Below are 22,104 nucleotides of genomic sequence, written 5' to 3'. Positions count from 1 at the left end.
AAAAAGAGTTATAATTATTAATATTAAAATGAAGAAGAAAATTTTTCCTGTTGTTTTAGCGTTTGCTTCGCAAATGGCTTTTTCACAATATCTGATTGTTGGCAAAGACAGCATTTCCGTAAAAGACTATATCAAAGAAAATAAATACGGACTCGATACCAATGGTCCGGACAAATCTGTAAATTCTACCGTAGAGTTTCTGTTGCTACAGCAATTAGCACAGGAGAAAAAAGCAGATACACTCAATTATTTTGTGAATGCTGTTAATCAGAAAACCTCAGAACTCAGAGAGCAGAAATTCTATCCAAAGCCTATTATTGAGCCGATTCTACAGGATTTTGTAAATTCTAATAAGACAGAAACCCAGGTTTTACTTTTCATCAAGGAAAAAAAAGCCGATGATAAAACAGATTACAAAGCACTTTATAATGAAGTGAAATCCGGAAAAATGAAGATGGAAGATTTCCTGGCAAAAAATTCAGCGCCTGAAGCCGGAAAAGCATTTTATGTAAAACCGGGAATGCTGGATTACGATCTTTATCAGCAGGTGAAAAATGCGCCGGTTAATTCTTATACAACCTTTATAGATAAACCAAATGTTGTTGGCTTTGCAAAAGTTGTCGGCACAAGACCTAGTCTTGGTTATATGATATTTGGCGTTTTGACGGTTCCTAATGATGCAAATTATGAAACAACTAAAGCCAAGATTTATAAAGAATTGGAATCTGGCAAGAAGTTTCAGGCAGTTGTAAAAGATTTCGGAGCGACTGAGGAAGAAAAAAATTCTGGTGGTGCGGTAATGGGTTCTCCGATTTTACCGGACGAAGTTTACAATGCTTTGAAAGGTCAGAAGAAAGATTTCTATACAAAACAGCCGATTCTTTTCGGAGACAAATATTTTATCTTTAATATTTATAATATTGAACCTTACGTACTTACGGATGAGAATAGAAGGTTTTTCCAGAAAGAAATGCTTGCCACAAGTTATGGAGACGAAGCAACGGCAAAACTGGTTGCTTGGCTGAAAACTCAGGATAAATTAATTGAAACCAAAGATTTTGCCGAGATCAAAAAATCGTATCAAAGTTATCTTAATCCTAAGAATCCAAAAGCAGTGCTTTTCTCTTACGGAAAAAATAATGTCACCTATGAAGATTTTAAAAAAGCAATAGATTCTCAGTACAAAAATCTGGAACAGATCCCGACAAGCCAATGGTCAGAATTGGTCGATTATCAGGCGCAGCAATATATGCTTGGTGTTTATGCCAAGAACTTTGTAAATCTTCCTGATGTAAAACCGGAAATTGATGATCTAAAAAAGAACCTTTATTCTGAATATATCTTTTCTGAGTATCTGAAAGATGAGGTTAAAAATAATCCTAAACTTTTCACAGATTATTATAACGAAAACAAGGCTAAGTTTGTCTGGGAGAAAAGAGCAGAATCCAGAGCGGCAGTTATTTCTGATCCTTCACTATTAAAAGAAGTCGAAAAAGAAATGAAAGATCCCAAAAAATGGGAAGCTTTGAAAGCTAAATATAAAAATCAGGTCAACGGCAAGAATCAGGTCTTAGTTCATTTTGAGGAAGGAAAGATCCAGGAATCTTCCGATATCTTCAAAAAAAATAATGTACCTTTCAAAAAAGGAACTTTCACGACTAAGATCGGAGAGAGAGATGTGGTGATCGCAATTGATGAACTATTACCTGAACAGCAGATGACGCAGGCAGAAGCAGAACCGGAAATGACGGATGCCGTAACCGAGAAAGTGCTTCAAAAAACAATTGCCAATCAGCGCGCAAAAACGAAAGTTGAAATTCAGCCCGCTTTTATGGCAGAACTGAACAAAAATTTTAAGAAATAATTATAACAAAAAATGAAGCAGAATTGGTTGATAATCTTAATTTTGCAGCTTAATAAATAAAAATAATGTTAAAATACACGAAATGTCTTTTTTTATTGTCAGTGATTCTGTGTTTATTTAATACAAATTTATCTGCTCAAATAAAAAAAGGTCAGCTCATAGATGGGATTGCAGCCGTAATCGGTGATGAAATCGTTCTTGAGTCTGACATTGAGGATCAAGCGAACTATGCGAAACAGCAGGGCGCAAATGTGGGAGATAAATGTGATTTTATGGAAAGTATCCTGAATAATAAATTGCTCATATTCGAAGCAAAAAAGGATACACTGATAGAAAACAGATCTGCGGCTATCAAAGAAATGGCCGGAACCAAATACAGCCAGATACTTTCTCAGTTTCCTGATGAAAAGGCGATGCTGGCAGCTTACAAATTCCGGACGTCTTATGAAATGAAAACAGCAATCGAAAAAATTGATGCTGATAACTATTACGGACAGGCAAAATACGGAAGGATTACTGAAAAGGCGGATGTAACACCAAATGAAGTAACGGATTTTTATAATCAGTTCAAATACCAGTTGCCTAATGTAAAAGATGAGGTTGTACTTTCTAAAATCAGTATTTTCCCAAAAATTTCTGCAGCTCATAAAAAAGAAATTATTGATAAGCTCAATAAAATAAAAGAAGATATCAAAAAAGGAGAAAGTTTTGAGAACCAGGCAAGAATCTATTCTGAAGACGAAGGTTCTGCTGCACTTGGCGGTCTTTACAAAAACATCAATATGGGACAGATGGTAAAACCGTTTGAAGCGGCAGCACTTAATCTCCAGGAAGGAGAGATGTCTGATCCCGTAGAATCTGAGTTTGGATATCACCTGATCCAGCTTGTCAAAAGAAACGGAAAGAAATATGATGCAAGACATATTCTGATAAAAAGTACCCCAAATGCAGATGAGATAGCGGCTGGCAGAAAGGAACTGGACAGCATCAGAACACTGATAATGGACAAAAAAATCACTTTCAAAGATGCAGCTTACAAATACTCAGATGATAAAAGCAATAAGTTCTCTGCCGGGATTATGACCAATAATCAGGATGGTTCCGACAAGCTTGAGAAATTGGGTCTGGATCCAACAATATCTTATCAGATCGCAGGTCTTAAGAAAAATGATATTACTGAGCCTTTCCAGCAGGAAGATCAACAGAAAAGAAAATTGATCAGCATCGTTCAGGTAAATGATATTATTGATGCACATCAATTGGAACTATCGACCGATTATGAAAGAATCAAAGATATGGCTCTCAACAAAAAGAAAAACGAGATTGTTGAAAAATGGGTAAATACAAAAATCCCGTCTATTTTTATCTCAATTGATAACAAATACAAGGATTGTAAATTCCACAGCAACTGGCTGAAAAATACAGTTGTTACAACAGCCAAATAATATTTGATTTATAAGATTATAAAAAAGGATGAGTGTTTGCTCATCCTCTTTTGTTTTAATTTTTCAATTAATTGTTCTCATTTTCAACGATCTTATAATCGGTGAACTTTCCGTCCCATTTTTCGTTGTATGTTGAGAATTCGATAGATGTTATTTCTCCAACCGTAACATCGATAACGTAGCTTAAACCTTCCTTCAAACCTTTGATATCTATATTTTCTCCATTGCTGAATAAGGCATTGATGTCATCATACTCACCAGTGTAATTAAGATATTTGAGATTGATATCCAAACCGGTACTTGTGGATTTTCTTTCGGTGACTTTCAAATATGGTATATGAGCTGTGAGTTGCGGGTATTTTTTTGTTAAACCTTCTAGTAGAATAAGTTCAAGATCATTCAATTCTTCCATAATTAACTTTTTAGATTTTTTGTAAAAATGAATATAGTTAAATATCTAAAACTAAAAACATTAATTTTAAGATTTCCACCATTCGATAAAAATCTGTAAATCATCATCCAAATCCAGTTTTGAACCAATAATTGGCGTTGAAATTTTGAAACTTTTGCCTCGGCTGTTTTCAAAAACTTTTTCCAGTGGTTCGTTCCACGCGTGTTGTGCCAAAGAGAATTTACCGGAATGAACAGGAAGGACTTTTTTTGCATTAAGCTCTTCAGCAACTTTGATGAATTCTTCCGGCAGAGTGTGGATGTATCGCCACTTTTCATTGTATTGACCGTTTTCAAGAATTGCCCAGTCAAATGGACCGAATTTCTCTCCGATTTCTTTAAAATGAAAATCATAACCACTATCACCACCAATGAAAATTTTCTTCGTCGGAGTTTGCAAAACATACGAAGACCAAAGCGTATTATTTCTCTTGAATCTTCGGCCGGAAAAATGTCGCGCTGGAGTAGAAGTGATCTTAAATCCTTTTGATATAATTTCGTCTTCATACCAATCCAATTCGACGATTTGATCATCATCAAAACCCCATTTTTCAAAATGAGAACCAACGCCTAATCCACAAATGACTTTATCAATTTTAGGTTTAAGACTTTTAACGGTTTTATAATCCAAATGGTCGTAATGATCGTGCGAAATGATCAGAAAATCAATTTCAGGGAAGTCTTCTGCAGAATAAACATCAGTTCCTGCAAAGGCTTTCGTAGTTCTAGGAATCGGTGATGCGTTTCCACTGAAAACAGGATCTACCAAAAACCGTTTCCCATCAACCTGAAAATAATAAGACGAATGTCCCATCCAAACCAGAAAATTATCGGTGATCGGTTGTTCCTTAAGATTGATTTTTTGAGTTGGCAATTGTGTTTTTGGAATCTTATTTTCCGTTTTGTCAGTCAGGAATTCCCAAAGCACTTTTCGCATTGTGTAACCTTCTGCCAAGGATGGTGTAAAGCTCTGATTCTGAAAAGTTCCATCTTTATAATTCGGTGACTGCTTCATACGGATCAATCTTTTTCCGGAAAATTCTCCACCGAAAACGGGAAGGTTGTAAAGGTAAACGGCAACTGCCGCCAGCAGGATCAGAATAGTAAGAATCATAGTTTAATCGGTCTTTTTTACAATTAATACCCAGTCGTTGTCAAGGATTTTGTAGCCTTGATCATAAACGAAAAAGTATTGCGAACCGTTTTTGTAAGTCACGATCTGTGTGATGTGATCGAAATCAAAACCGGCGTTCTGTAGTTTAAGACGATTGACTTTCGTTTTTCCTTCAAAATTATTTTCAGAAAGTATGCGGTAATTTTTACGAAGTCTGTTGTTCACATTTCGCATGTAATTAGTTGAGTTTTTATTCTGTTTGTTGTTGAAGGCGTTCCGGCAGGCATCGGAGCAGAATTTCTTATCGGATCGTCCAATGATTTTGTCGCCACATTCCGGGCAGTTTTGGTTTTCCATTTGTGTGCTTGTTTTTATAAAGGTAATTAATTTATATTCATTTACAAACGATTACAAACGGATATAAATACTTTTCTACCGAATCAGGTTTTCTTTTTGATGAAAATTTGCAGCAGGAAAATCAGGAACAGACAATACGTCCCGGTTTTAAAAGTTTAATTCAAAAAATTTAATGCTATGTCTTTAAGAAACAAAGTGACATTGATCGGTCACACAGGAAAAGAAGTTGAAATTTTCAATTTCGAAAATGGTAATAAAAAAGCGAATGTCACGCTTGCAACTAATGATTACTATATTAACGCAGCTGGCGAACGGGTAGAAGAAACGCAATGGCACAATCTGGTTGCCTTTGGTAAAACGGTAGATATTCTGGAAAAATATGTTTCTAAAGGTAAAGAGATCGCCGTAGAAGGAAAATTAATGTATCGCTCTTATGATGACAAAGACGGCGTGAAACGTATGTTAACAGAAATCCGCGTTGAAGAATTGGTTTTATTAGGATCCAAATGATTAATATTTATTATAACCTCGGCAAGTCGAACAGCTTGCCGAGGTTTTTAATTTGAATAGTAATATTATGAAAGTTAAAGTCTTAAAAATCAGAATTTCAGATCAGTTTCAGAATATGGACGAAGCTGTTTTGAACGATTACCTTGAACGCTATGAAATCATCGATCTGCATACTCAATTGATACTGAGTGATGTTAATTATTGGTCTGTCTTTATTAATTATGAGGAAAAAGAAAGAAAAGTGATCTTAAATAAAACCAATGCTGGTTTTGAAGAAGAACTCACCGAGGAAGAAATGATTATTTATAACAAATTAAAACACTGGAGGGCAGAAAAAGCGAGAGAATCTCAACTGCCACCCTACATAATATTCCATAACGCGCATCTTATGTCTATTGCCCGGCATAAACCAAGTAATTTTGAAGATCTGGAAAACGTAAGTGGATTAGGGAAAGTTAAAATTGAAAAATATGGTGCAGAAATTATTGAGGTTTTAGAAAGTGCCTAAATAGAGAATTCTTTAATTGGTAACTTTCCGGCTTTGTCTTCATAAAAATCAAATACTTTACAGATATTAAGATAAAAATAACATTTCCGAAGATTGATTTTACAATTTATCTTTTATTTTTGTTAAATGCTAAACGATCAGAAAATTGAAAAATTCCGGCAGATTGTAGAAAATAAATTCCAGATCTACAACTCACTCTTTATGAGTCTGCCGTATGATAAAATGACAAATATCGGTATGTTGCTTCCTTTTCTCGCAGAAGAAAGCAGGGAAGGATATAATCTTGGTAAATCGCCGGAAGAAATTGTCGAAGAGTTTTTCCAGAAACACACCGAACTGGAAACTGAGGAACAGAAACTGGAACTCCTTTTCAAGATCATTCAATATATAGAAAGACAAGTTGTATTGTTTGACAGTATTGAGGATGCCGCTTTCCAGCAGTTGCATTCCGAAAGTGATTCCGGGACAGTGATGAATCTCTATGACAGAGCCAATCAGGAACATCATCTTACTGCAATCAGAAAAAAGATGGACGATTTTGCAATCAAGATCGTCTTCACAGCGCATCCAACACAGTTTTATCCGAATTCTGTTCAGAGAATTATTCACGATTTGCGGGATGCAATCATCAATGATTCGGTGACGCAGATTGATACCTTGCTTCAGCAATTGGGGAAAACACCTTTCGTTAATAAGGAAAGACCAACGCCATTGGATGAAGCGATGAGCATTATTTATTATCTAAGATATGTCTATTACCAAAGTATCGGAGAACTTTACAGAAAGATAAAACAGGTTTTTGGAACTTCTAATTTCACGCCGAGTCCGGATATTATCCAATTAGGATTCTGGCCTGGTGGCGACCGAGACGGGAATCCCTTCGTAACGGCTGATATCACAATGAAAGTTGCTGAGGAATTGAGAATCTCGATCCTGAAAGATTACTACGGACATCTGAAAATTGTAAGGCGACGATTGAGTTTCCGTGGTGTTTCTGATGTTTTGAAAGCTGTAAGCAAGAATATTTATGATTCCATATTCCAGGAAGATGTAAGGATTTCTGCCTCAGAAATCATAGCAGAACTTGATAAAGCTGAAAAAATACTGAAAGAAGAACATAACGGACTTTTCCTAAATGTTCTAGATGATTTCAGAGATCGGGTGAAGATCTTCGGTACGCATTTTGCGACACTTGACATCCGCCAGGACAGCAGGATCCATCAAAGTGTGATCGATGATATCTTTAAAAAAGTTATTGACGAAGATGTTGATTCTAAAACCAATGATGAGAAGATTGATCTTCTGTTAAGTTCCGGAGCAGTTCTCAATCCGGAAGATTTCGAAGATGAAATGACCTGCGAAACTTTGAAAAGTGTTTATAACATCAAAACCATTCAGGAGAATAATGGCGAACGCGGCATGCACCGCTATATCATTTCCAATTCTGATGAGGTAAAAGATGTGATGAATGTCTATGTGATGATGAAGCTTTGCGGCTATGCAGACGAAGATATTCATATTGATATTGTGCCACTTTTTGAAACGATGGAAGGTCTCGACAGATCCGAAAATGTGATGAAAACTCTGTACGCTCATCCAATATACAAGAAGCATCTCGAGAGAAGAAACAACAAACAAATCATTATGCTCGGTTTCTCCGATGGTACCAAAGATGGAGGCTACCTGAAAGCGAACTGGCAGATCTATACTTCCAAAGAAAAACTGACCAGGATCTCTGAGGAAAACGGAATGAAAGTCGTGTTCTTTGATGGCAGAGGCGGACCACCTGCAAGAGGCGGTGGGAAAACCCACGATTTCTATGCTTCGCAAGGAAAGAGTATTGCTAATAACCAGATTGAATTGACAATCCAGGGACAGACGATCACGAGTGTGTTTGGGAATAAAGATCAGGCAAAGTTTAACTTTGAACAGTTGTTGACGGCGGGTATAGAGAATGATGTTTTCAAGAGTACTAAAAAGGATCTGAATGATGCCGAAAGAGCGTTGATCTCTGAGCTGGCAGACATCAGTTATAAAAAATATTCTGACCTGAAAGCGCATCCAATGTTTGTGCCTTATCTGCAGGAAATGAGTACGCTGGAATATTATGGAAGAACGAATATCGGAAGCCGGCCAAGCAAACGAGGCGCAGGTTCTGAGCTTAAATTTGAGGATCTGAGAGCTATTCCGTTTGTTGGATCCTGGGCGCAGCTGAAACAGAATGTTCCGGGCTTCTTCGGGTTTGGATTTGCTTTGAAGACGCTAATGGATGCAGGTAGATTTGAGGAGGTGAAAGAGTTGTACAAAGGTTCGGATTTCTTTAAAACATTGGTGCTGAACTCGATGATGAGTATGAATAAGACTTATTTCCCATTGACTTATTATATGCGGAATAACGAAAAGTTTGGTGAGTTCTGGAATATCCTGTTCTCGGAGTTTTCTCTTTCTAAGGAAATGATGCTGGAACTGACAGGCTATAAAATCCTGATGCAGGAGGAGCCATTGAACCGTAAATCTGTGAAGATCCGTGAGAAGATCGTACTTCCGTTATTGAGTATCCAGCAGTATGCATTAATTAAAATCCAGAAGGGTGAGGGGAACAGAGAGAGTTATGAGAAACTCGTGATGCGATCTTTGTTTGGGAATATTAATGCGAGCAGGAACTCGGCGTAGCAGAGGCTGATAGATCATAGACAAATAGATGATAGATCACCATTCTATCGCAATATTTGATATAAATATAAAACCTCTCAAGTGATTGAGAGGTTTTTTTGATTTTGATATTCTGAAGTTGTCTTGTTGTAATTAAATCGTGCCTTGTTGAAAATGAATCGTGTCTTGTTGCAATTGAATCGTGTCTTGTTGTAAATGAATTGTGTCTTGTTGTAAATGAATCATGTCTTGTTGTAAATGAATCGTGTCTTGTTGAAAATGAATCGTGCCTTGTTGAAAATGAATTGTGCCTTGTTGCAATTAAATCGTGTCTTGTTGTAAATGAATTGTGCATTGTTGCAATTGAATCGTGTCTTGTTGAAAATGAATCGTGCCTTGTTGTGTTAGAATTTCCTTTGAATAAATTTAGGAATTGGATTTTGTCATTGGCAGGGATCTGAATTATTATTAGTAACAACACTGAAACATAATTATAGATTAACATCAATCTGTAAAACTTCTTCAAAACCATCACGATAATTTCTTGCGCTGCTATATTTCCATTCCCAAGGTTCCATAACAAATCCACATTCAACAGGATTTTGATGAACGTAGTTTAATTTTTGTTCAAATACCTTTAATGACCATATTTCTATCGGATGGTTGTGCTGTTGCCAAAATTGGTATTCTGTGATATTTGAATTTCTACTGCCTGCTTTTTTAAACATCCAAAGCATCCATTCTTTTCTGCTCTCTTGGTTATTTGTCTGAATGGATTTAAGCATTTGTTTTGATGTAAAGCCTTTGAAATCTCTTATAAGTTCTGAGGGTTTTCCATCATCAGAGCGAAATATTAAATGAATATGACTAGGCATAATACAATAGCCAAAAATGATCATTCCTTTGTTCTTTCTACAATATTCTAAAGAATTGATGATGATGTTAAAATATTCTGTTCTGGTAAAGACATCTATCCAAAATACGGTTGCGAAACTTATGAAATAAGCACCATCTTTTTCGTGAAATTTGTATTTTCTACTCATTATATTGTGTTTCAGGTAAAACTACAAAATATAATGATGATTATTGCGCTACTGCGCTGGCGCGAGCATCTTGCTCGTGCTCATTGTCTTGGAAAAAAGCACGAGCGGGACGCTCGCGCTAGCGAGGGGTAAGCTTCTTATTTATTAAAACATTTTCACAAAGATCAATATGAAAGAAGTAAGATCTTTACGGATAGCCGTAAAAGGGTAATGTATTTTTATTCTATATCAAAAACAAAAACCCTGACATCGTCAAGGTTTTTATATATCTGGTGGATTACAACTTTGTTGAAACGCTTCGACTCCGCTCAGCATGACATTTCTAATACTAATCGTTTATAAGAATGTAAAGGACTTATATCATTTTATTTCAGGATTGCCGGCAGAATGAAATCTTTTACAATTCTCTCGGCCTGCGGGTGTCCGTATGGTTTGTTGTAGGCTTTGGATGTGATGATGATCACGAGTGGCAGATCTTTGAATATGATGAACTGGTTGCCGCCGTTTCCTGCGCAGTAATAGATTTCGTAGCTTTTTCCCTTGTACTCCACTGATTTATTCCAGAAGAGATAGCTGTAAAATTCGTTGTTTCTTTCGGGGATTTGGATCTGGTGCGTGAGGGTTTTCTGCACCCAGTCTTTCGGTAAAATTTGTTTGCCATTCCAGATGCCGTTGTTTTTATAAAGCTGGGCATATCTGGCATAATCTACCGATCTCATTTGCAGACTGCCGGCTGTGTTGGCCACGTTTTGCGGTGTGTGCTGCCATTGGTAATTGGTGATGCCGAGAGGTTTGAAGAGTTTTTCGTCGGCATATTTTTCTAAACCGCCTGGAACTTTCTTGTCAAGAATGTCGCCCAAAAGTATCACACCTGCCGTAAAATAATCCCATCTCCCGCCATTGGTTTTGGATGGATCCATTGGAAGATCGAGCGTGAATTTTACCCAATTGTCGGTTGGATACATATTTTCTTCGTTGCCGGGAGATTCGCTGTGGGCATCTGAACCTTCGAATGCGGAACTCATGGTAAGAAGGTCTTTTATTTTGACCTGGTTTTTCTTAATATCATAATTCTGAAAGGTTTTTAAATTGTAAAACTGATCCAAGGTTTGGTTTTCGTCTTTGATATAAGCATCGTTTATGGCAATTCCCATCAATGTTGAGGCAAAAGATTTGCCTGCGGAACGGGGATCGTGCAAAGTGCTTCTGTCGGCACCGTTGAAATATTCCTCCAACAAAAGTTTACCATCATTGATGACCACAACGCTTGTAATCTCTTTCAGGTTATAAGTTGCGATCTCAGAATTGAGGGCTTCGATTTTCTTTTTATCAAATTTAAAATCTGATATTTCCCAACCGCTTTCCGGTTTTATGGGTTGAATTGCAATTTGTTCGGGACTTGCTTTTGGTGTTTTGATAACAAGCTCAACCTGACCTTCTGCGATTAAATTCCCGACCTTTGCTTCATCATTTTCATTAATTTTTATGTAAGGTCTGATCTCGATTTTGAGTTTGTGATCGCCTTCTTTCAGTGCTTTTTCGCCGCCATTTAGCTGGAACCTTTCCCAAAGATGCAGTGCCCAGAGATTTTCACCTTTGGTACTTGTTAACGGAATTCGGAATGTTGTCAACGTATTTTTAAGTTCATTGACATTTCCCAACCAGCATCCGGGACTGATATTGTCTTTGTAAATGAATTTTCCATCAACATAAAAGGCGAACTGAAGATGGCCTTTTTCCAGTAATTGCTCTGCCGAAAAATCGGGAGCTAGCTGATGAAGATAGTTGGTAACCGAATTCTCCATAAAAACCCGGATGTTAAGATCTGACTGATAAGTCAATGGAAAAGACTTCAGAAAATCGGATTCCTTATATTGATCCAGAGCAATGTTGCCATTCATAAAAGTGACTTTTCCGATGTTCGCTTTGTGCAAAGCTGTTGTAATTCCGTCCGTTTTTACTAAATCTTTTGTCTGCCCAAACATCATCAGACCAGTCATATTTAATAAAATCGCAATCAAAATCCTTTTCATAATTAATTCAAATATTTAACGCAAAACTATGATTAAAGTTTGTTTGAAAAATAGAACAGAATTAACATTCTGAAAAATATTAACCGAAAAGAATTTTCCTGTATTGAGAAGGTGTGACACCGTTGATCTCTTTGAAACATCGTGTAAAATGGCTCTGATCCGAAAAGCCACAATCCAAAGCGATGCTTGTGAGATCCAATTTCTTTTGAGAAATCAACTGCAAAGATTTTTGGACTTTCAGTTTTCGGATATATTCGCCCAAACCGGAATTGAAGTATTTGGAAAAATCCCTTGACAGGTGAACCGGATGAATGTCCAGTGTTTTTGATAAATAATCTAGACTCAACTGGTCGGAGAACTGGTCATTTAATATCAAATCAATTTCAGAGACCCAGGTTGGTTTTTTACCAGTATCAGATTTATTATCCCGAAGCATTTTTGATAAAGTTTCCAACAGCAAAGTCTGGATCGAAAGCAGAGTAGAGCTGTCATCTGCTTTTGTTTCCCTAAAAATTTTATAAAGTAAAAACTTGAGATCCGGGTTTGAAATATTGATGCTGCCCTGTAAATCTGCAGCACTGAAGTCCAGATTGTCAAACCAATTCTTCTCGATCTCGATGTGAAAACCCCTTGTAAAACCTTCCGGTTTGATGTTGTAATGCGGTTCCTGCCAATTGTGAAAAAGTAAATCCCCGGCAGAACAATTGTAGATTTCTTTTTTGTTGCCTTCGATCACATTTCCCTGTAGAATAAAGGTGAAATAAGCGTTCTCGTGGTAATGCCAATCCACTTTGTCGAGTGTGTAAACAGTGTCGGTCAACGTAATCCCTTCCAGATTGATGGTTTTATTGGTTTGTCCGTAGAATTCTCCTGTTTGGGATTGTTTCATTTGTCGATGTGAGAAGTTGAAGCAAATTTAGAATTTAAAATCAAAAAACCTCACTTCAAATAACTGAAACGAGGTTTTTAATTTATAAAAAACAGAAACTTAAACTTTTAAGATTTCTGCTTCTTTTACTTTGTAAGCATCATCGGCTTTTTTTACATAAGCATCTGTCAGATCCTGAATGTCTTTTTCAGCACCTTTGATAAGGTCTTCTGCGATACCCTCCAGTCTTCTAAGTTCCTTGTTACCTTCCTGTCTTGCATTTCGGATAACCACTTTTGTCTGGTCAGTTTCACCCTTTGCCTGTTTTGCAAGATCACGTCTTCTTTCCTCTGTCAAAGGCGGAACGTTGATAATGATGACATCGCCGTTGTTGGACGGAGCGAAACCAAGATTAGAATTAACGATTGCTTTTGCTATAGCGCCAATCGCCGTTCTGTCCCAAGGCTGGATAGAAAGCGTCATTGCATCTGGTGCAGAAACGTTGGCAACCTGGTTAAGAGGGGTTGGAGATCCGTAATATTCTACCATCACATCCTGAACCATAGATGTAGAAGCACGTCCGGCTCTGATCTTTTGGAATGCATGATCCAAATGCTTGATTGCAGCATCCATCTCTTGCTTTGCGGAGGCTACAATGAGTTCTAATTCTTCCATTGTATATTTAAAATTTGATAATTTACATATTTATTTTATAAATGATATTTGAAAAGCGATAAATGATGAGCGATTCTGTTTAAAATCGTTTATCATTCATCAATGATCATTTATACATTAACGAGCGTTCCGATAACTTCGCCGTCTATCAGTCTTTCCAGATTGCCGTTTTTGTTCATATCAAAAACGATGATTGGCAATTTGTTTTCGTGACTTAGCGTGAAGGCTGTCATATCCATTACTTTCAGGTTTTTTTCAAACACTTCGTCAAACGACAGGCTGTTAAATTTCACTGCATCTGCATTTTTTTCAGGATCGCTGTCGTAGATACCGTCCACTCTTGTTCCTTTCAGGATGACGTCTGCATCTATTTCGATTGCTCTCAATGTTGCCGCTGTATCAGTTGTGAAATATGGATTTCCTGTTCCGGCTCCGAAGATGACAACTCTTCCTTTTTCAAGATGACGAACTGCTTTTCTTTTGATGAAAGGTTCGGCTACTTTGTCCATTTCTATTGCAGATTGTAATCTGGTGATGATTCCCGCATCTTCCAAAGCGCCTTGTAGAGCCATTCCGTTGATTACCGTTGCCAGCATTCCCATATAATCGCCCTGGACTCTGTCCATTCCTTTTGCAGCACCTGCCAATCCTCTGAAAATATTTCCGCCACCGATTACGATTGCCACTTCGCAGCCTTTATCAACCACTTTTTTGATCTCCACTGCATATTCTTTCAGTCTGTCGTTGTCGATTCCGTATTGGCGTTCTCCCATAAGTGCTTCACCACTTAGTTTCAGAAGGATTCTTTTATATTTCATTTATTTTGTAATTACTTTTTATTTGGTCAAAAAAAACACCAATCATTGATGTTCCAATTTTTATTTTCATTTTTGACTGTGCAAATATAATGAAAGGAAAAGAATTACGTTAATGAAAAAGATAGTCGTGTAAAAATTTTGATAAGCCTCAAAATAGATTATTTTTGCAAAGCCAAAAGACAGTGTTGAAGAAGTTTTACAATCTCTTTTTTATCGTAATTTCCAGTGTGGTTTTTTCTCAAACGGGAACCACGGTTTACCAGTTCCTTAATATCCCCATCTCTCCAAGACAAGCTGTTTTGGGCGATGCCGTTTCTGTTCGTGATTATGATGTGAATTTTACGGCTGCCAATCCGGCTTTGATGAATCTTGAAATGGATAATATGCTGTCTGTCAACTACGCCTCTTATCTTGCGGATACCAAAATTGGGAGCATCAGTTATGTCCGTGATCTGGAATTCGGGCATCTGGTTTCTTTCAATGCGAGATATATGGATTACGGATCTATGCCGAGAACGGATGAAAATTCTATTATCAATGGTGATTTTTCCGCAATGGATGCCTCTGTAGGCCTGGGATATGCTTATCAGTTTGAAGATAACTGGACGATTGGTGCCAATGTCAATTATATTACGTCAAAAATTGACACATACTCATCTTCTGCAATTACTGCAAATGCCGGTGTTACATATTATTTTGATAAGACAAATGAAACTTTGGCTTTGGTATTCAGGAATTTTGGTTATCAGATTAAGCCTTATAATGGTGTTCGAGAGAAATTGCCATTCCGGGTAGATCTTGGATATACAAAAATCTTGGACGAGTTTCCGGCTGCGATTACCATTACGGCGCACGATCTTCAGCAACTGGATATTTCTGCAACAACAGATATCAACGGACAACCGACGAAATTCGGAAGAAAAGCTTTGGATCATTTATCTTTCGGGGCAGAGTTATTTCCAGGACAGGCTTTCAATCTCAGATTTGGTTATAATGTGAAAAGAGGTGGCGAGCTGGCTGTTCTGGACCAAAGAAGCTTTACCGGATTGTCTGCCGGACTAAGTATAAAGATTTCATCTTTCCGATTCGATTATTCTCATATGCGTTATCATAATGCTTCCAATGTCAATATGATCGGGCTCACGATGGATCTCATTGAACTTGGCGGTAATAGGAGGTAGTTTGAAATTTGCAGTAGGAGAGTTATAGCGTTTTTTTATTCTTTCAATTTCTTGACGTCAAAATCTCAGAATTTTTTAATTTTGTGCTATGACAAAAAAACCGGTTATCGCGATCGACGGATTTTCATCCACGGGAAAAAGTTCCATTTCTAAAATTATTGCAAAAAATCTTGGTCTCATTCATATGGACACAGGGGCACTTTACAGGGGTATCACTTATTTTGCACTTCAAAATTGTATTAATGAAGATCAAAGTATTAACATAGAAAAATTAATCGATTCTCTTCCAAATATTAACCTTGAGTTTCAGAATGTTGATGGCGAGCTTCAGTTATTTCTGAATGGTAAAAATATCAACAAGGAAATCCGGTTTCCACAGGTTTCTGACAATGTAAGCCAGGTGGCAAAAGAAGCCGATGTCCGCAATTTCTTACTTAAAACCCAAAGAGATATTGCTGAAAAAGGCGGAGTGATAATGGATGGCAGAGATATCGGAACAGTTGTCCTGCCTGACGCAGATTATAAGTTTTTTATGACAGCAAGTCAGGATGAGCGTGCCAGAAGACGTTTCCTGGAACTGGAAACGGCAGGTGAAAAGACTGACATAGAAACGGTAAAACAAAATCTCATCACAAGAGACAAGATCGACAGTGAGAGAGAGGTTTCCCCCTTAAAACAAGCCGATGACGCCATTTTAATTGACAATACAAATATTAATAAAGAACAGACTATTGAGTTGATTTTATCCTATATCAAAAAGTTTTAACAAAATTTTAAGAGGTTGTTTCCCTGTTTGGCATTTTAGTTGTAAATTTATAAATATCAATACGAATTTTAAATTAACTTAAAAATAATAACAATGTCAAAAAAATCAAACTCAGCAGCAGTATTAGCTGCATTGTTGGCAGGAGCAGCAACAGGTGTAATTTTAGGTTTACTTTACGCTCCGGAAGAAGGTAAAGAAACAAGAAGAAAAATTAAGGAAAAAGCTACAGATCTTAAAGATAAAGCAGTTGACGAATATGGAAAGACTTCTGAAGTTGTGAAAGATAAATATTCCGAAGTTTCTTCTACCGTAAAAGATAAATATAACTCTCTTTCTTCAACTTTTAAAGAAACAGCTCAAAATGTAGCTTCTACTGTAAAAGACAGCTATGATAAATATAAAGATCAGATTGTATCAGGGACTTCTGATGTTGTAAAAGACGTAGAAACTGAATTGGACGGCTTGAAATAAGCTTAGTTTTTAGTTTTTTAAAAAGGAATTTAGTTTCTAAATTCCTTTTTTTGTAAATAAATGTGTAATTTTAAATTTAATTAAGATTCTTATGATTGATATTATAAAAGATTATACGACCAAGCGTCTGGATCTGATCAAGCTCCAATTCACGGAAAAATCTTCTCTTTCAGCGGGAATTATTGCATTTATCTCAATTTTTGTCATTGCATTTTCTTTTTTTATTATTCTTTTCAATTTCGGAATTGCTTTTCTTATCGGGCAATCTTTAGGTAACACAGGTTACGGATTTCTTATCGTTGCCGGATTCTATTTTGTAGTGATGATTGCGGTATTTTCCCTCAAAAAACTAATTGTAAAATCAATTGCTAACAGAGTCATTGAATTTCTAAAACATTAAAATATGGCGACTAAATATACTAATCTTGATGAATTAAGAAGTGAAAAAAAACTTCTGAAGCAGGAAATTGTTGAGCTGGAAGACATTCTGACCTTCAAAAGTAAAAAAGAAAGCCTGAGTGTGATAACAAATGGTCTTACAGATAAATTCCTGAAAGAAACACAAGACGAAGATGGTGAAAAATCACTTTCTTTGGATACACAAAATATTATGAGAGAGATCTCATCCGGACTGAAGGAATCTGCTTCTAAAAAAAATGTCTTCAATCTGGCAAATGATGGCGTAAGATCCGGACTGCTGGAGACTACCATCAAAATGGGAACTGTGGCACTGGTAGGTAATTTTGCAAAAAAAAGCGTGATGAATAAAAATTGGAAAAGAAAATTAATCGGTTTGGCTTTGGTGTATGTTGCACCTTATGCTCTCAGATTTATCAGAAAAAAACTGGATGATTATCAAAGAAATAAAACCACATCCAGTATGGAAAAGTTAATCTAAATTATTTTTTAGAAAAAATATCGCCCAAGATGATTCCGGCAGACATAGAAACATTCAGGCTTTCTGTTGACTGTGATCTTCCGAATCTTGGGATTGTAATCATTTTAGTAATAAGATCTTCTGTGGAAGGTCTTATTCCGTTTCCTTCATTCCCGAAAACCAGTGAGAATTTCTCCGGAAATTTGGTTTCATAGATATTTTCTCCATTCATATCTGTCCCGAAAATTGGATATTGATATTCTGCTAAATATTCTTCCAGATCAGTATAATAAACATTGACCCTTATGAAAGAACCCATTGTTGCCTGGATTACTTTTGGGTTGTAAACGTCAACAGTATCGTTGCTGCAAATAACCTGCTCAATTCCGAACCAGTCGGCAAGTCTTATAATTGTTCCGAGATTTCCCGGATCCTGGACGCCGTCCAATATCAATTGAATCGAAACATCCTTTAAAATTCTGCTTTCCGGAATTTTACAAACTGCTACAGAATCTTTTGGATGCTGCAGAAAACTGATCTTTTTGAGATCGGCAGGCAAGATTTTCTCAATTTCCTGCGTTTTAAAAACTAAATTGTCTGGATCTATAGAGTAGAGGTTTTCAATTTCGTAGTCAGAAGTGGGGAGTTCTTTTATAATTTTATTACCCTCAACTAAAAACAAATTGTATTTTTGCCTGTATTTCTTTTTGTCCAGAGATTGTATAGTCTTTATAATATGAGCCGTAAGCATAGTAACAAATATTTTCAAAAATATCATATATTTTATTACTCCGCAATTTTAAGTGTGATTTTGTACGCATGTAATGTAACCAAAAAAGTACCCGACGGAGAATTTCTTCTTACAAAGAACAAATTTGAATATACCGACGGCAAAATTCTGGGTGATGAGCTTCCTGATCTGGTAGCGCAAAAACCAAATAAGAAAACGCTTTTTGTCCTTCCTTTGGGACTTGTGCTTTACAATGCGGCTAATCCAAAATACGACACGATTCTCAAGGAATATATGACTTACCCAAGTGAGATGAGAAATCAGAAACTTCGGGATTCTCTTTTTGTAAAATATAATCATCCGGAATTTATAGGGAAAAATCTCTTCTGGAACCGATTCTTTCATACGGTTGGGAATGCACCGGTAATTCTAAGCGATGCTAAAACCAAGCAAAGTGCAAAGAGTATTAATAATAGATTGATCAACCGTGGTTATTGGGACGCCGAAGTCAAAACTTCTGTAGAAAAGGATTCTGCTGCGAAAAAAGCTGAGGTAGAATATATTATTACCCACAAAGATCCTACACATATCAAAGAATATTTCTATAACATCCCGGACCCAAATATCCGTAGTTTGTATGAGACCAAAATCGATAAAAGTCTAGTGAGAAAAGGTCAGATCTTGGATGAAGGTGTTCTGGAAAAGAAATCACCAGGATCAATGATCTGATGAAAGAGAATGGTTATTATAAATTCAATAATGACAGTCAGGATATTTATTTCGTTGCCGATTCTTTACAAAGCAGAAAAGATGTTCCTCTGACAATGAATATTCATAAAGATTCTATTAATACACCTTACAGAAAAGCAACCATTGGAAAAATATCGGTTTCTGTAGCCAGAAATATCAATACGCTTAAAGATATTCCGCTCAAAGACAGCATCCGAGGAATTAATATTTACAGAAAAGACAGCGCTTATAATGCCAATGCACTTTGGCTTCCTATTACTATTAAGCCTGGTCAGATTTACAAACAGACTGATCTGGATCTTACGAGACGTAATCTGATTGCAATGAATAACTTTACGATTCTAAAAGCGTCTGACGAACTCCGTAAAGAAGGAACCGCAGCAGAAAGAGATAGTATTATAGATGTAGAATATGTTCTGAAACCTTTACCGAAATATGAGTTCAACATTGCAACCGATATTCATTATTCTCAGATCCTGAATTTTGGTTTTTCACCATCTGTAGATCTTACAACGAGAAATGTTTTTGGGGGCGCAGAAAATCTGGTAACGAGTTTTTCAGGAATCATCGGAACTACGAAAGATCCAAAAGACCCGAATGCTTTTTTCAATGCTTACGAATTATCCGCGCAGACTTCTCTCCAGTTTCCGAGACTGCTTGTGCCTTTTAAGAATTATTGGAAACTGATTCCCAAAAGATATTCACCCACAACAAGTATCAATCTTGGTGCATCTGTTCAGAATAATATCGGACTGGGCAGGATTAACTTTAATACAGGACTGTCTTACAATGCCAATGTAAACGACGGGAAAGTTCAGCATCGGCTTACGCTATTTAATACACAGCTGAGTTTAACTCAAAACAAAGACAGATATTATGCTTATTTTCCCGGAGATGATGAGATCAGACAAAATGTTTTTGATCTGTATGCAGTAAATCATCCGGAAGTAACACCATCTAATAATTTAACTTACGATCAGATTTCTGCAATTATTTTAGGGGATATACCATTCATTACGGAACTTACCAATTCTGACAGGAACTTACTCTACAACTACCTGCAATCTCTTTACAATAAGGAGCGCCAGACTCAGGATGTTATCATATCTTCCATTATTTATAATTTTACTTATAATGAGATAGGAAAAAAAGATTACAAAAACCCATTTTCTTTTATTGGTAAAGTTGAGATCGCGGGTAATTTCCTTAACCTTGTTACCAAAAAGGAAGAGAATTATCTGTTGTATGGTGATACAAAAACCATATTCAAAATACCTTTTTCACAATTTATAAAGTTCGATCTCGATTACCGCAAATATTTTACCTTCTTTAATGACCGTGCAAAACCGCATACATTGGCATTCCGGCAGTTTGTGGGAATTGGCATTCCGTACGGGAACTCTACAGAGATGCCTTTCGTAAGATCTTATTTTAATGGAGGTGCTTATGATATCAGAGCCTGGGTTGCTTTCGGCGGATTGGGGCCTGCAGATTCTCAGTTGGATGAGAGAGTTCGTTCTTATGCGATGGATAATGTAAAACTGACAACCAGTATAGAATATCGTCTTCCTCTCACGGACACTTTTGAAGCGGCGCTTTTTACAGATGCAGGAAATATATGGGGACTGAAGGATAATGGGTTTGGAGATCAGTTCAAATTCAAAAAATTTATCAGTCAAATGGGTGTAGGAAGTGGTTTCGGAATCAGAATGAATATCGCTTATGTGAATCTGAGATTGGATCTGGCTTACAAGATGTATGATCCAAACCGCGTTCAGGGTGAGAAATGGGTCATCGATGAAATCAAGCCTTTTCAGCCTACTGTCAATTTCGCGATTGGTTATCCATTCTAAAATTTAATATTCAAAATGAGACTTCTCAAATTTATCATCATAATCATTTTTTGCCTGTTCGGGATCTATTCTGTTTCTATGAATTTTGTGGATGAGAGCAAAAGTTTTGTTCATCATTCTGAGATCGCATATCCGGTGGATAAGGTTTTCCCTCAGTTTAATAACCTACAGAATTTCACAACATGGAATGATTTCTTTAATGAGAAAAAAGATATCAGTTACAGCTTTTTTACACCTTACGAGGGTCTTGGAAGCGCCATGAAATTTTCTGATAAAAAGAATGATGATTTCGGAGATCTGTTTATTAGATATTCCAATCCTAACAGAACTTTGCGTTATCAGCTTTTTGAAGGCGACAGTAATAATCCATATTTGATTGATGTAAAATTTATTCCTTCGGGAAATAAAACAAAAATGATCTGGAATATTCATACGCCCAAAAGAAGCTACCTGGAAAGGTCACTCAATCTTGTTGCAGAAGATTTTTTCGTTGAGAATATTGATAAAAGTATGAAAAATCTTTATCAGCTTTTGGGTAACAAAGTGGATAAAGATCAGCAATTGGCTTCTGTGAAATACGACAGCGTCATGGTCGAAAACCGGGAAGGTGGAATACTTTTAGGTGTCAATGTAAGCACGAGAAATACGAAAGAGATCATTTTTAAAAACGTTTTGATGAATCATAATAAGGTTTTAAATTTCGTTAAATCTGATCTTGGGAAAAAAGATGACGAAATTGGCGTTCCTGTTTTACTGACCAATCCTGCCAATCTCAAAGACAAAGAAATTTCATATTTCTATGGCGTTCCATTGTCAAAAAGAGTTTCTGTAAGCGATAATAATTTTAATTTCCAGACTGTAAATGCTTCTAAAGTATATGTGATCTATTTTCAGGGTAATTATAATAATCGTATAAAAAACATACAGGAACTGCTGAAAAAGGCGAAAAAAGATACACTTAGAAACGGACAGCTTATGGAAGAATTCCTGGAAGAACCGGCTGATGTTCAGGATGTAAAACTGAAATTATCACTTCCGGTTTATCGTTAGCTAATCTGATAAATATCACGTATATTTACGTTAATAAATCAAGGCGTTTTATGCCATTCCACAAAAATTTAGTAAATTTGTTGGCAATT

At 36.5% G+C, this 22,104-nt stretch carries 21 protein-coding genes and 1 pseudogene; 12 read left to right on the top strand and 10 right to left on the bottom strand.

The annotated features are described in order from the left end of the window. Positions 1-28 precede the first annotated feature (28 nt). Both ACFJGY_RS12180 and ACFJGY_RS12175 read left to right on the top strand, forming a co-directional pair. Positions 29-1,864 carry a hypothetical protein gene (locus tag ACFJGY_RS12180; RefSeq protein WP_379964275.1) on the top strand — a complete coding sequence of 612 codons (1,836 nt, stop codon included), beginning with the start codon at positions 29-31 and terminating at the stop codon, positions 1,862-1,864. Between the two features lie 65 nt (positions 1,865-1,929). Continuing rightward, the gene (locus ACFJGY_RS12175; RefSeq protein ID WP_379964273.1) at positions 1,930-3,309 is read left to right on the top strand and encodes a peptidylprolyl isomerase; all 1,380 of its coding nucleotides are present in this window, start codon (positions 1,930-1,932) and stop codon (positions 3,307-3,309) included. A 67-nt stretch (positions 3,310-3,376) separates the two neighbouring features. On the opposite strand, the gene ACFJGY_RS12170 is transcribed toward ACFJGY_RS12175, so the two are convergent. The 3 genes from ACFJGY_RS12170 to ACFJGY_RS12160 all read right to left on the bottom strand — a co-directional run bounded on the left by ACFJGY_RS12170 (position 3,377) and on the right by ACFJGY_RS12160 (position 5,230). Continuing rightward, the gene (locus ACFJGY_RS12170) at positions 3,377-3,721 is read right to left on the bottom strand and encodes a hypothetical protein (RefSeq protein ID WP_379964271.1); all 345 of its coding nucleotides are present in this window, start codon (positions 3,719-3,721) and stop codon (positions 3,377-3,379) included. 66 nt (positions 3,722-3,787) lie between these two features. Then, entirely contained in the window at positions 3,788-4,873 is a 1,086-nt protein-coding gene (locus tag ACFJGY_RS12165; protein ID WP_379964269.1) for an MBL fold metallo-hydrolase, read from the bottom strand. Positions 4,874-4,876: 3 nt separating this feature from the next. Beyond that, complete coding sequence (locus ACFJGY_RS12160) at positions 4,877-5,230, bottom strand: DUF2116 family Zn-ribbon domain-containing protein (RefSeq protein ID WP_379964267.1); 354 nt, start codon at positions 5,228-5,230, stop codon at positions 4,877-4,879. A gap of 177 nt (positions 5,231-5,407) precedes the next feature. Here ACFJGY_RS12160 and ACFJGY_RS12155 point away from each other — a divergent pair, with 177 nt between their 5' ends. The 3 genes from ACFJGY_RS12155 to ACFJGY_RS12145 all read left to right on the top strand — a co-directional run bounded on the left by ACFJGY_RS12155 (position 5,408) and on the right by ACFJGY_RS12145 (position 8,921). Continuing rightward, the gene (locus tag ACFJGY_RS12155; RefSeq protein WP_379964265.1) at positions 5,408-5,740 is read left to right on the top strand and encodes a single-stranded DNA-binding protein; all 333 of its coding nucleotides are present in this window, start codon (positions 5,408-5,410) and stop codon (positions 5,738-5,740) included. 67 nt (positions 5,741-5,807) lie between these two features. Next, complete coding sequence (locus tag ACFJGY_RS12150; RefSeq protein WP_379964263.1) at positions 5,808-6,248, top strand: HRDC domain-containing protein; 441 nt, start codon at positions 5,808-5,810, stop codon at positions 6,246-6,248. Positions 6,249-6,374: 126 nt separating this feature from the next. Continuing rightward, positions 6,375-8,921, top strand: a complete 2,547-nt coding sequence (locus ACFJGY_RS12145; RefSeq protein WP_379964261.1) for a phosphoenolpyruvate carboxylase — start codon at positions 6,375-6,377, stop codon at positions 8,919-8,921. Here ACFJGY_RS12145 and ACFJGY_RS12140 read toward each other — a convergent pair. The 6 genes from ACFJGY_RS12140 to pyrH form a co-directional block, all read right to left on the bottom strand. Further along, on the bottom strand, positions 8,896-9,255 hold the full coding sequence (locus tag ACFJGY_RS12140) for a hypothetical protein (RefSeq protein WP_379964259.1): 360 nt from the start codon (positions 9,253-9,255) through the stop codon (positions 8,896-8,898). The two genes, ACFJGY_RS12145 and ACFJGY_RS12140, sit on opposite strands and share 26 nt — an antisense overlap. Before the next feature lie 136 nt (positions 9,256-9,391). Further along, complete coding sequence (locus ACFJGY_RS12135) at positions 9,392-9,943, bottom strand: transposase (protein WP_379964257.1); 552 nt, start codon at positions 9,941-9,943, stop codon at positions 9,392-9,394. A gap of 365 nt (positions 9,944-10,308) precedes the next feature. Beyond that, complete coding sequence (locus ACFJGY_RS12130) at positions 10,309-11,976, bottom strand: serine hydrolase domain-containing protein (protein WP_379964255.1); 1,668 nt, start codon at positions 11,974-11,976, stop codon at positions 10,309-10,311. A 79-nt stretch (positions 11,977-12,055) separates the two neighbouring features. Then, positions 12,056-12,865 carry a helix-turn-helix domain-containing protein gene (locus ACFJGY_RS12125; protein ID WP_379964253.1) on the bottom strand — a complete coding sequence of 270 codons (810 nt, stop codon included), beginning with the start codon at positions 12,863-12,865 and terminating at the stop codon, positions 12,056-12,058. A gap of 99 nt (positions 12,866-12,964) precedes the next feature. After that, entirely contained in the window at positions 12,965-13,519 is a 555-nt protein-coding gene (frr, locus tag ACFJGY_RS12120) for a ribosome recycling factor (protein WP_379964251.1), read from the bottom strand. Positions 13,520-13,629: 110 nt separating this feature from the next. Beyond that, positions 13,630-14,337 carry a UMP kinase gene (pyrH, locus tag ACFJGY_RS12115; protein ID WP_379964249.1) on the bottom strand — a complete coding sequence of 236 codons (708 nt, stop codon included), beginning with the start codon at positions 14,335-14,337 and terminating at the stop codon, positions 13,630-13,632. 185 nt (positions 14,338-14,522) lie between these two features. On the opposite strand from pyrH, the gene porQ reads away from it, so the two are divergent. From porQ to ACFJGY_RS12090, 5 genes are all read left to right on the top strand, one after another. Next, positions 14,523-15,518 carry a type IX secretion system protein PorQ gene (gene porQ, locus ACFJGY_RS12110; protein WP_379964247.1) on the top strand — a complete coding sequence of 332 codons (996 nt, stop codon included), beginning with the start codon at positions 14,523-14,525 and terminating at the stop codon, positions 15,516-15,518. 88 nt (positions 15,519-15,606) lie between these two features. Beyond that, entirely contained in the window at positions 15,607-16,284 is a 678-nt protein-coding gene (gene cmk, locus ACFJGY_RS12105) for a (d)CMP kinase (RefSeq protein WP_379964245.1), read from the top strand. A gap of 93 nt (positions 16,285-16,377) precedes the next feature. After that, positions 16,378-16,755, top strand: coding sequence for a YtxH domain-containing protein (locus ACFJGY_RS12100; protein ID WP_379964243.1), 378 nt, complete (start codon positions 16,378-16,380; stop codon positions 16,753-16,755). Between the two features lie 91 nt (positions 16,756-16,846). Further along, on the top strand, positions 16,847-17,155 hold the full coding sequence (locus ACFJGY_RS12095) for a hypothetical protein (RefSeq protein ID WP_379964241.1): 309 nt from the start codon (positions 16,847-16,849) through the stop codon (positions 17,153-17,155). Positions 17,156-17,158: 3 nt separating this feature from the next. Continuing rightward, the gene (locus tag ACFJGY_RS12090) at positions 17,159-17,653 is read left to right on the top strand and encodes a phosphoribosyl-ATP pyrophosphatase (protein WP_379964239.1); all 495 of its coding nucleotides are present in this window, start codon (positions 17,159-17,161) and stop codon (positions 17,651-17,653) included. Position 17,654: 1 nt separating this feature from the next. Here ACFJGY_RS12090 and ACFJGY_RS12085 read toward each other — a convergent pair whose 3' ends face one another. Further along, a complete protein-coding gene (locus tag ACFJGY_RS12085) occupies positions 17,655-18,383 on the bottom strand; it encodes an RNA methyltransferase (RefSeq protein ID WP_379964237.1) in 729 nt (242 codons plus the stop codon). Here ACFJGY_RS12085 and ACFJGY_RS12080 point away from each other — a divergent pair. Both ACFJGY_RS12080 and ACFJGY_RS12075 read left to right on the top strand, forming a co-directional pair. After that, positions 18,369-20,965 (top strand): annotated as a pseudogene (locus ACFJGY_RS12080) (BamA/TamA family outer membrane protein). The gene ACFJGY_RS12085 and the pseudogene ACFJGY_RS12080 sit on opposite strands and share 15 nt — an antisense overlap. A gap of 15 nt (positions 20,966-20,980) precedes the next feature. Beyond that, a complete protein-coding gene (locus ACFJGY_RS12075; RefSeq protein WP_379964235.1) occupies positions 20,981-22,015 on the top strand; it encodes a polyketide cyclase in 1,035 nt (344 codons plus the stop codon). Positions 22,016-22,104: the final 89 nt, after the last annotated feature.

This window comes from Epilithonimonas sp. UC225_85, from assembly GCF_042695135.1.
Taxonomy (GTDB): domain Bacteria; phylum Bacteroidota; class Bacteroidia; order Flavobacteriales; family Weeksellaceae; genus Epilithonimonas.
Note: the sequence above shows the minus strand (reverse complement) of the source record. Positions and strands in the feature narration are given on the sequence as shown.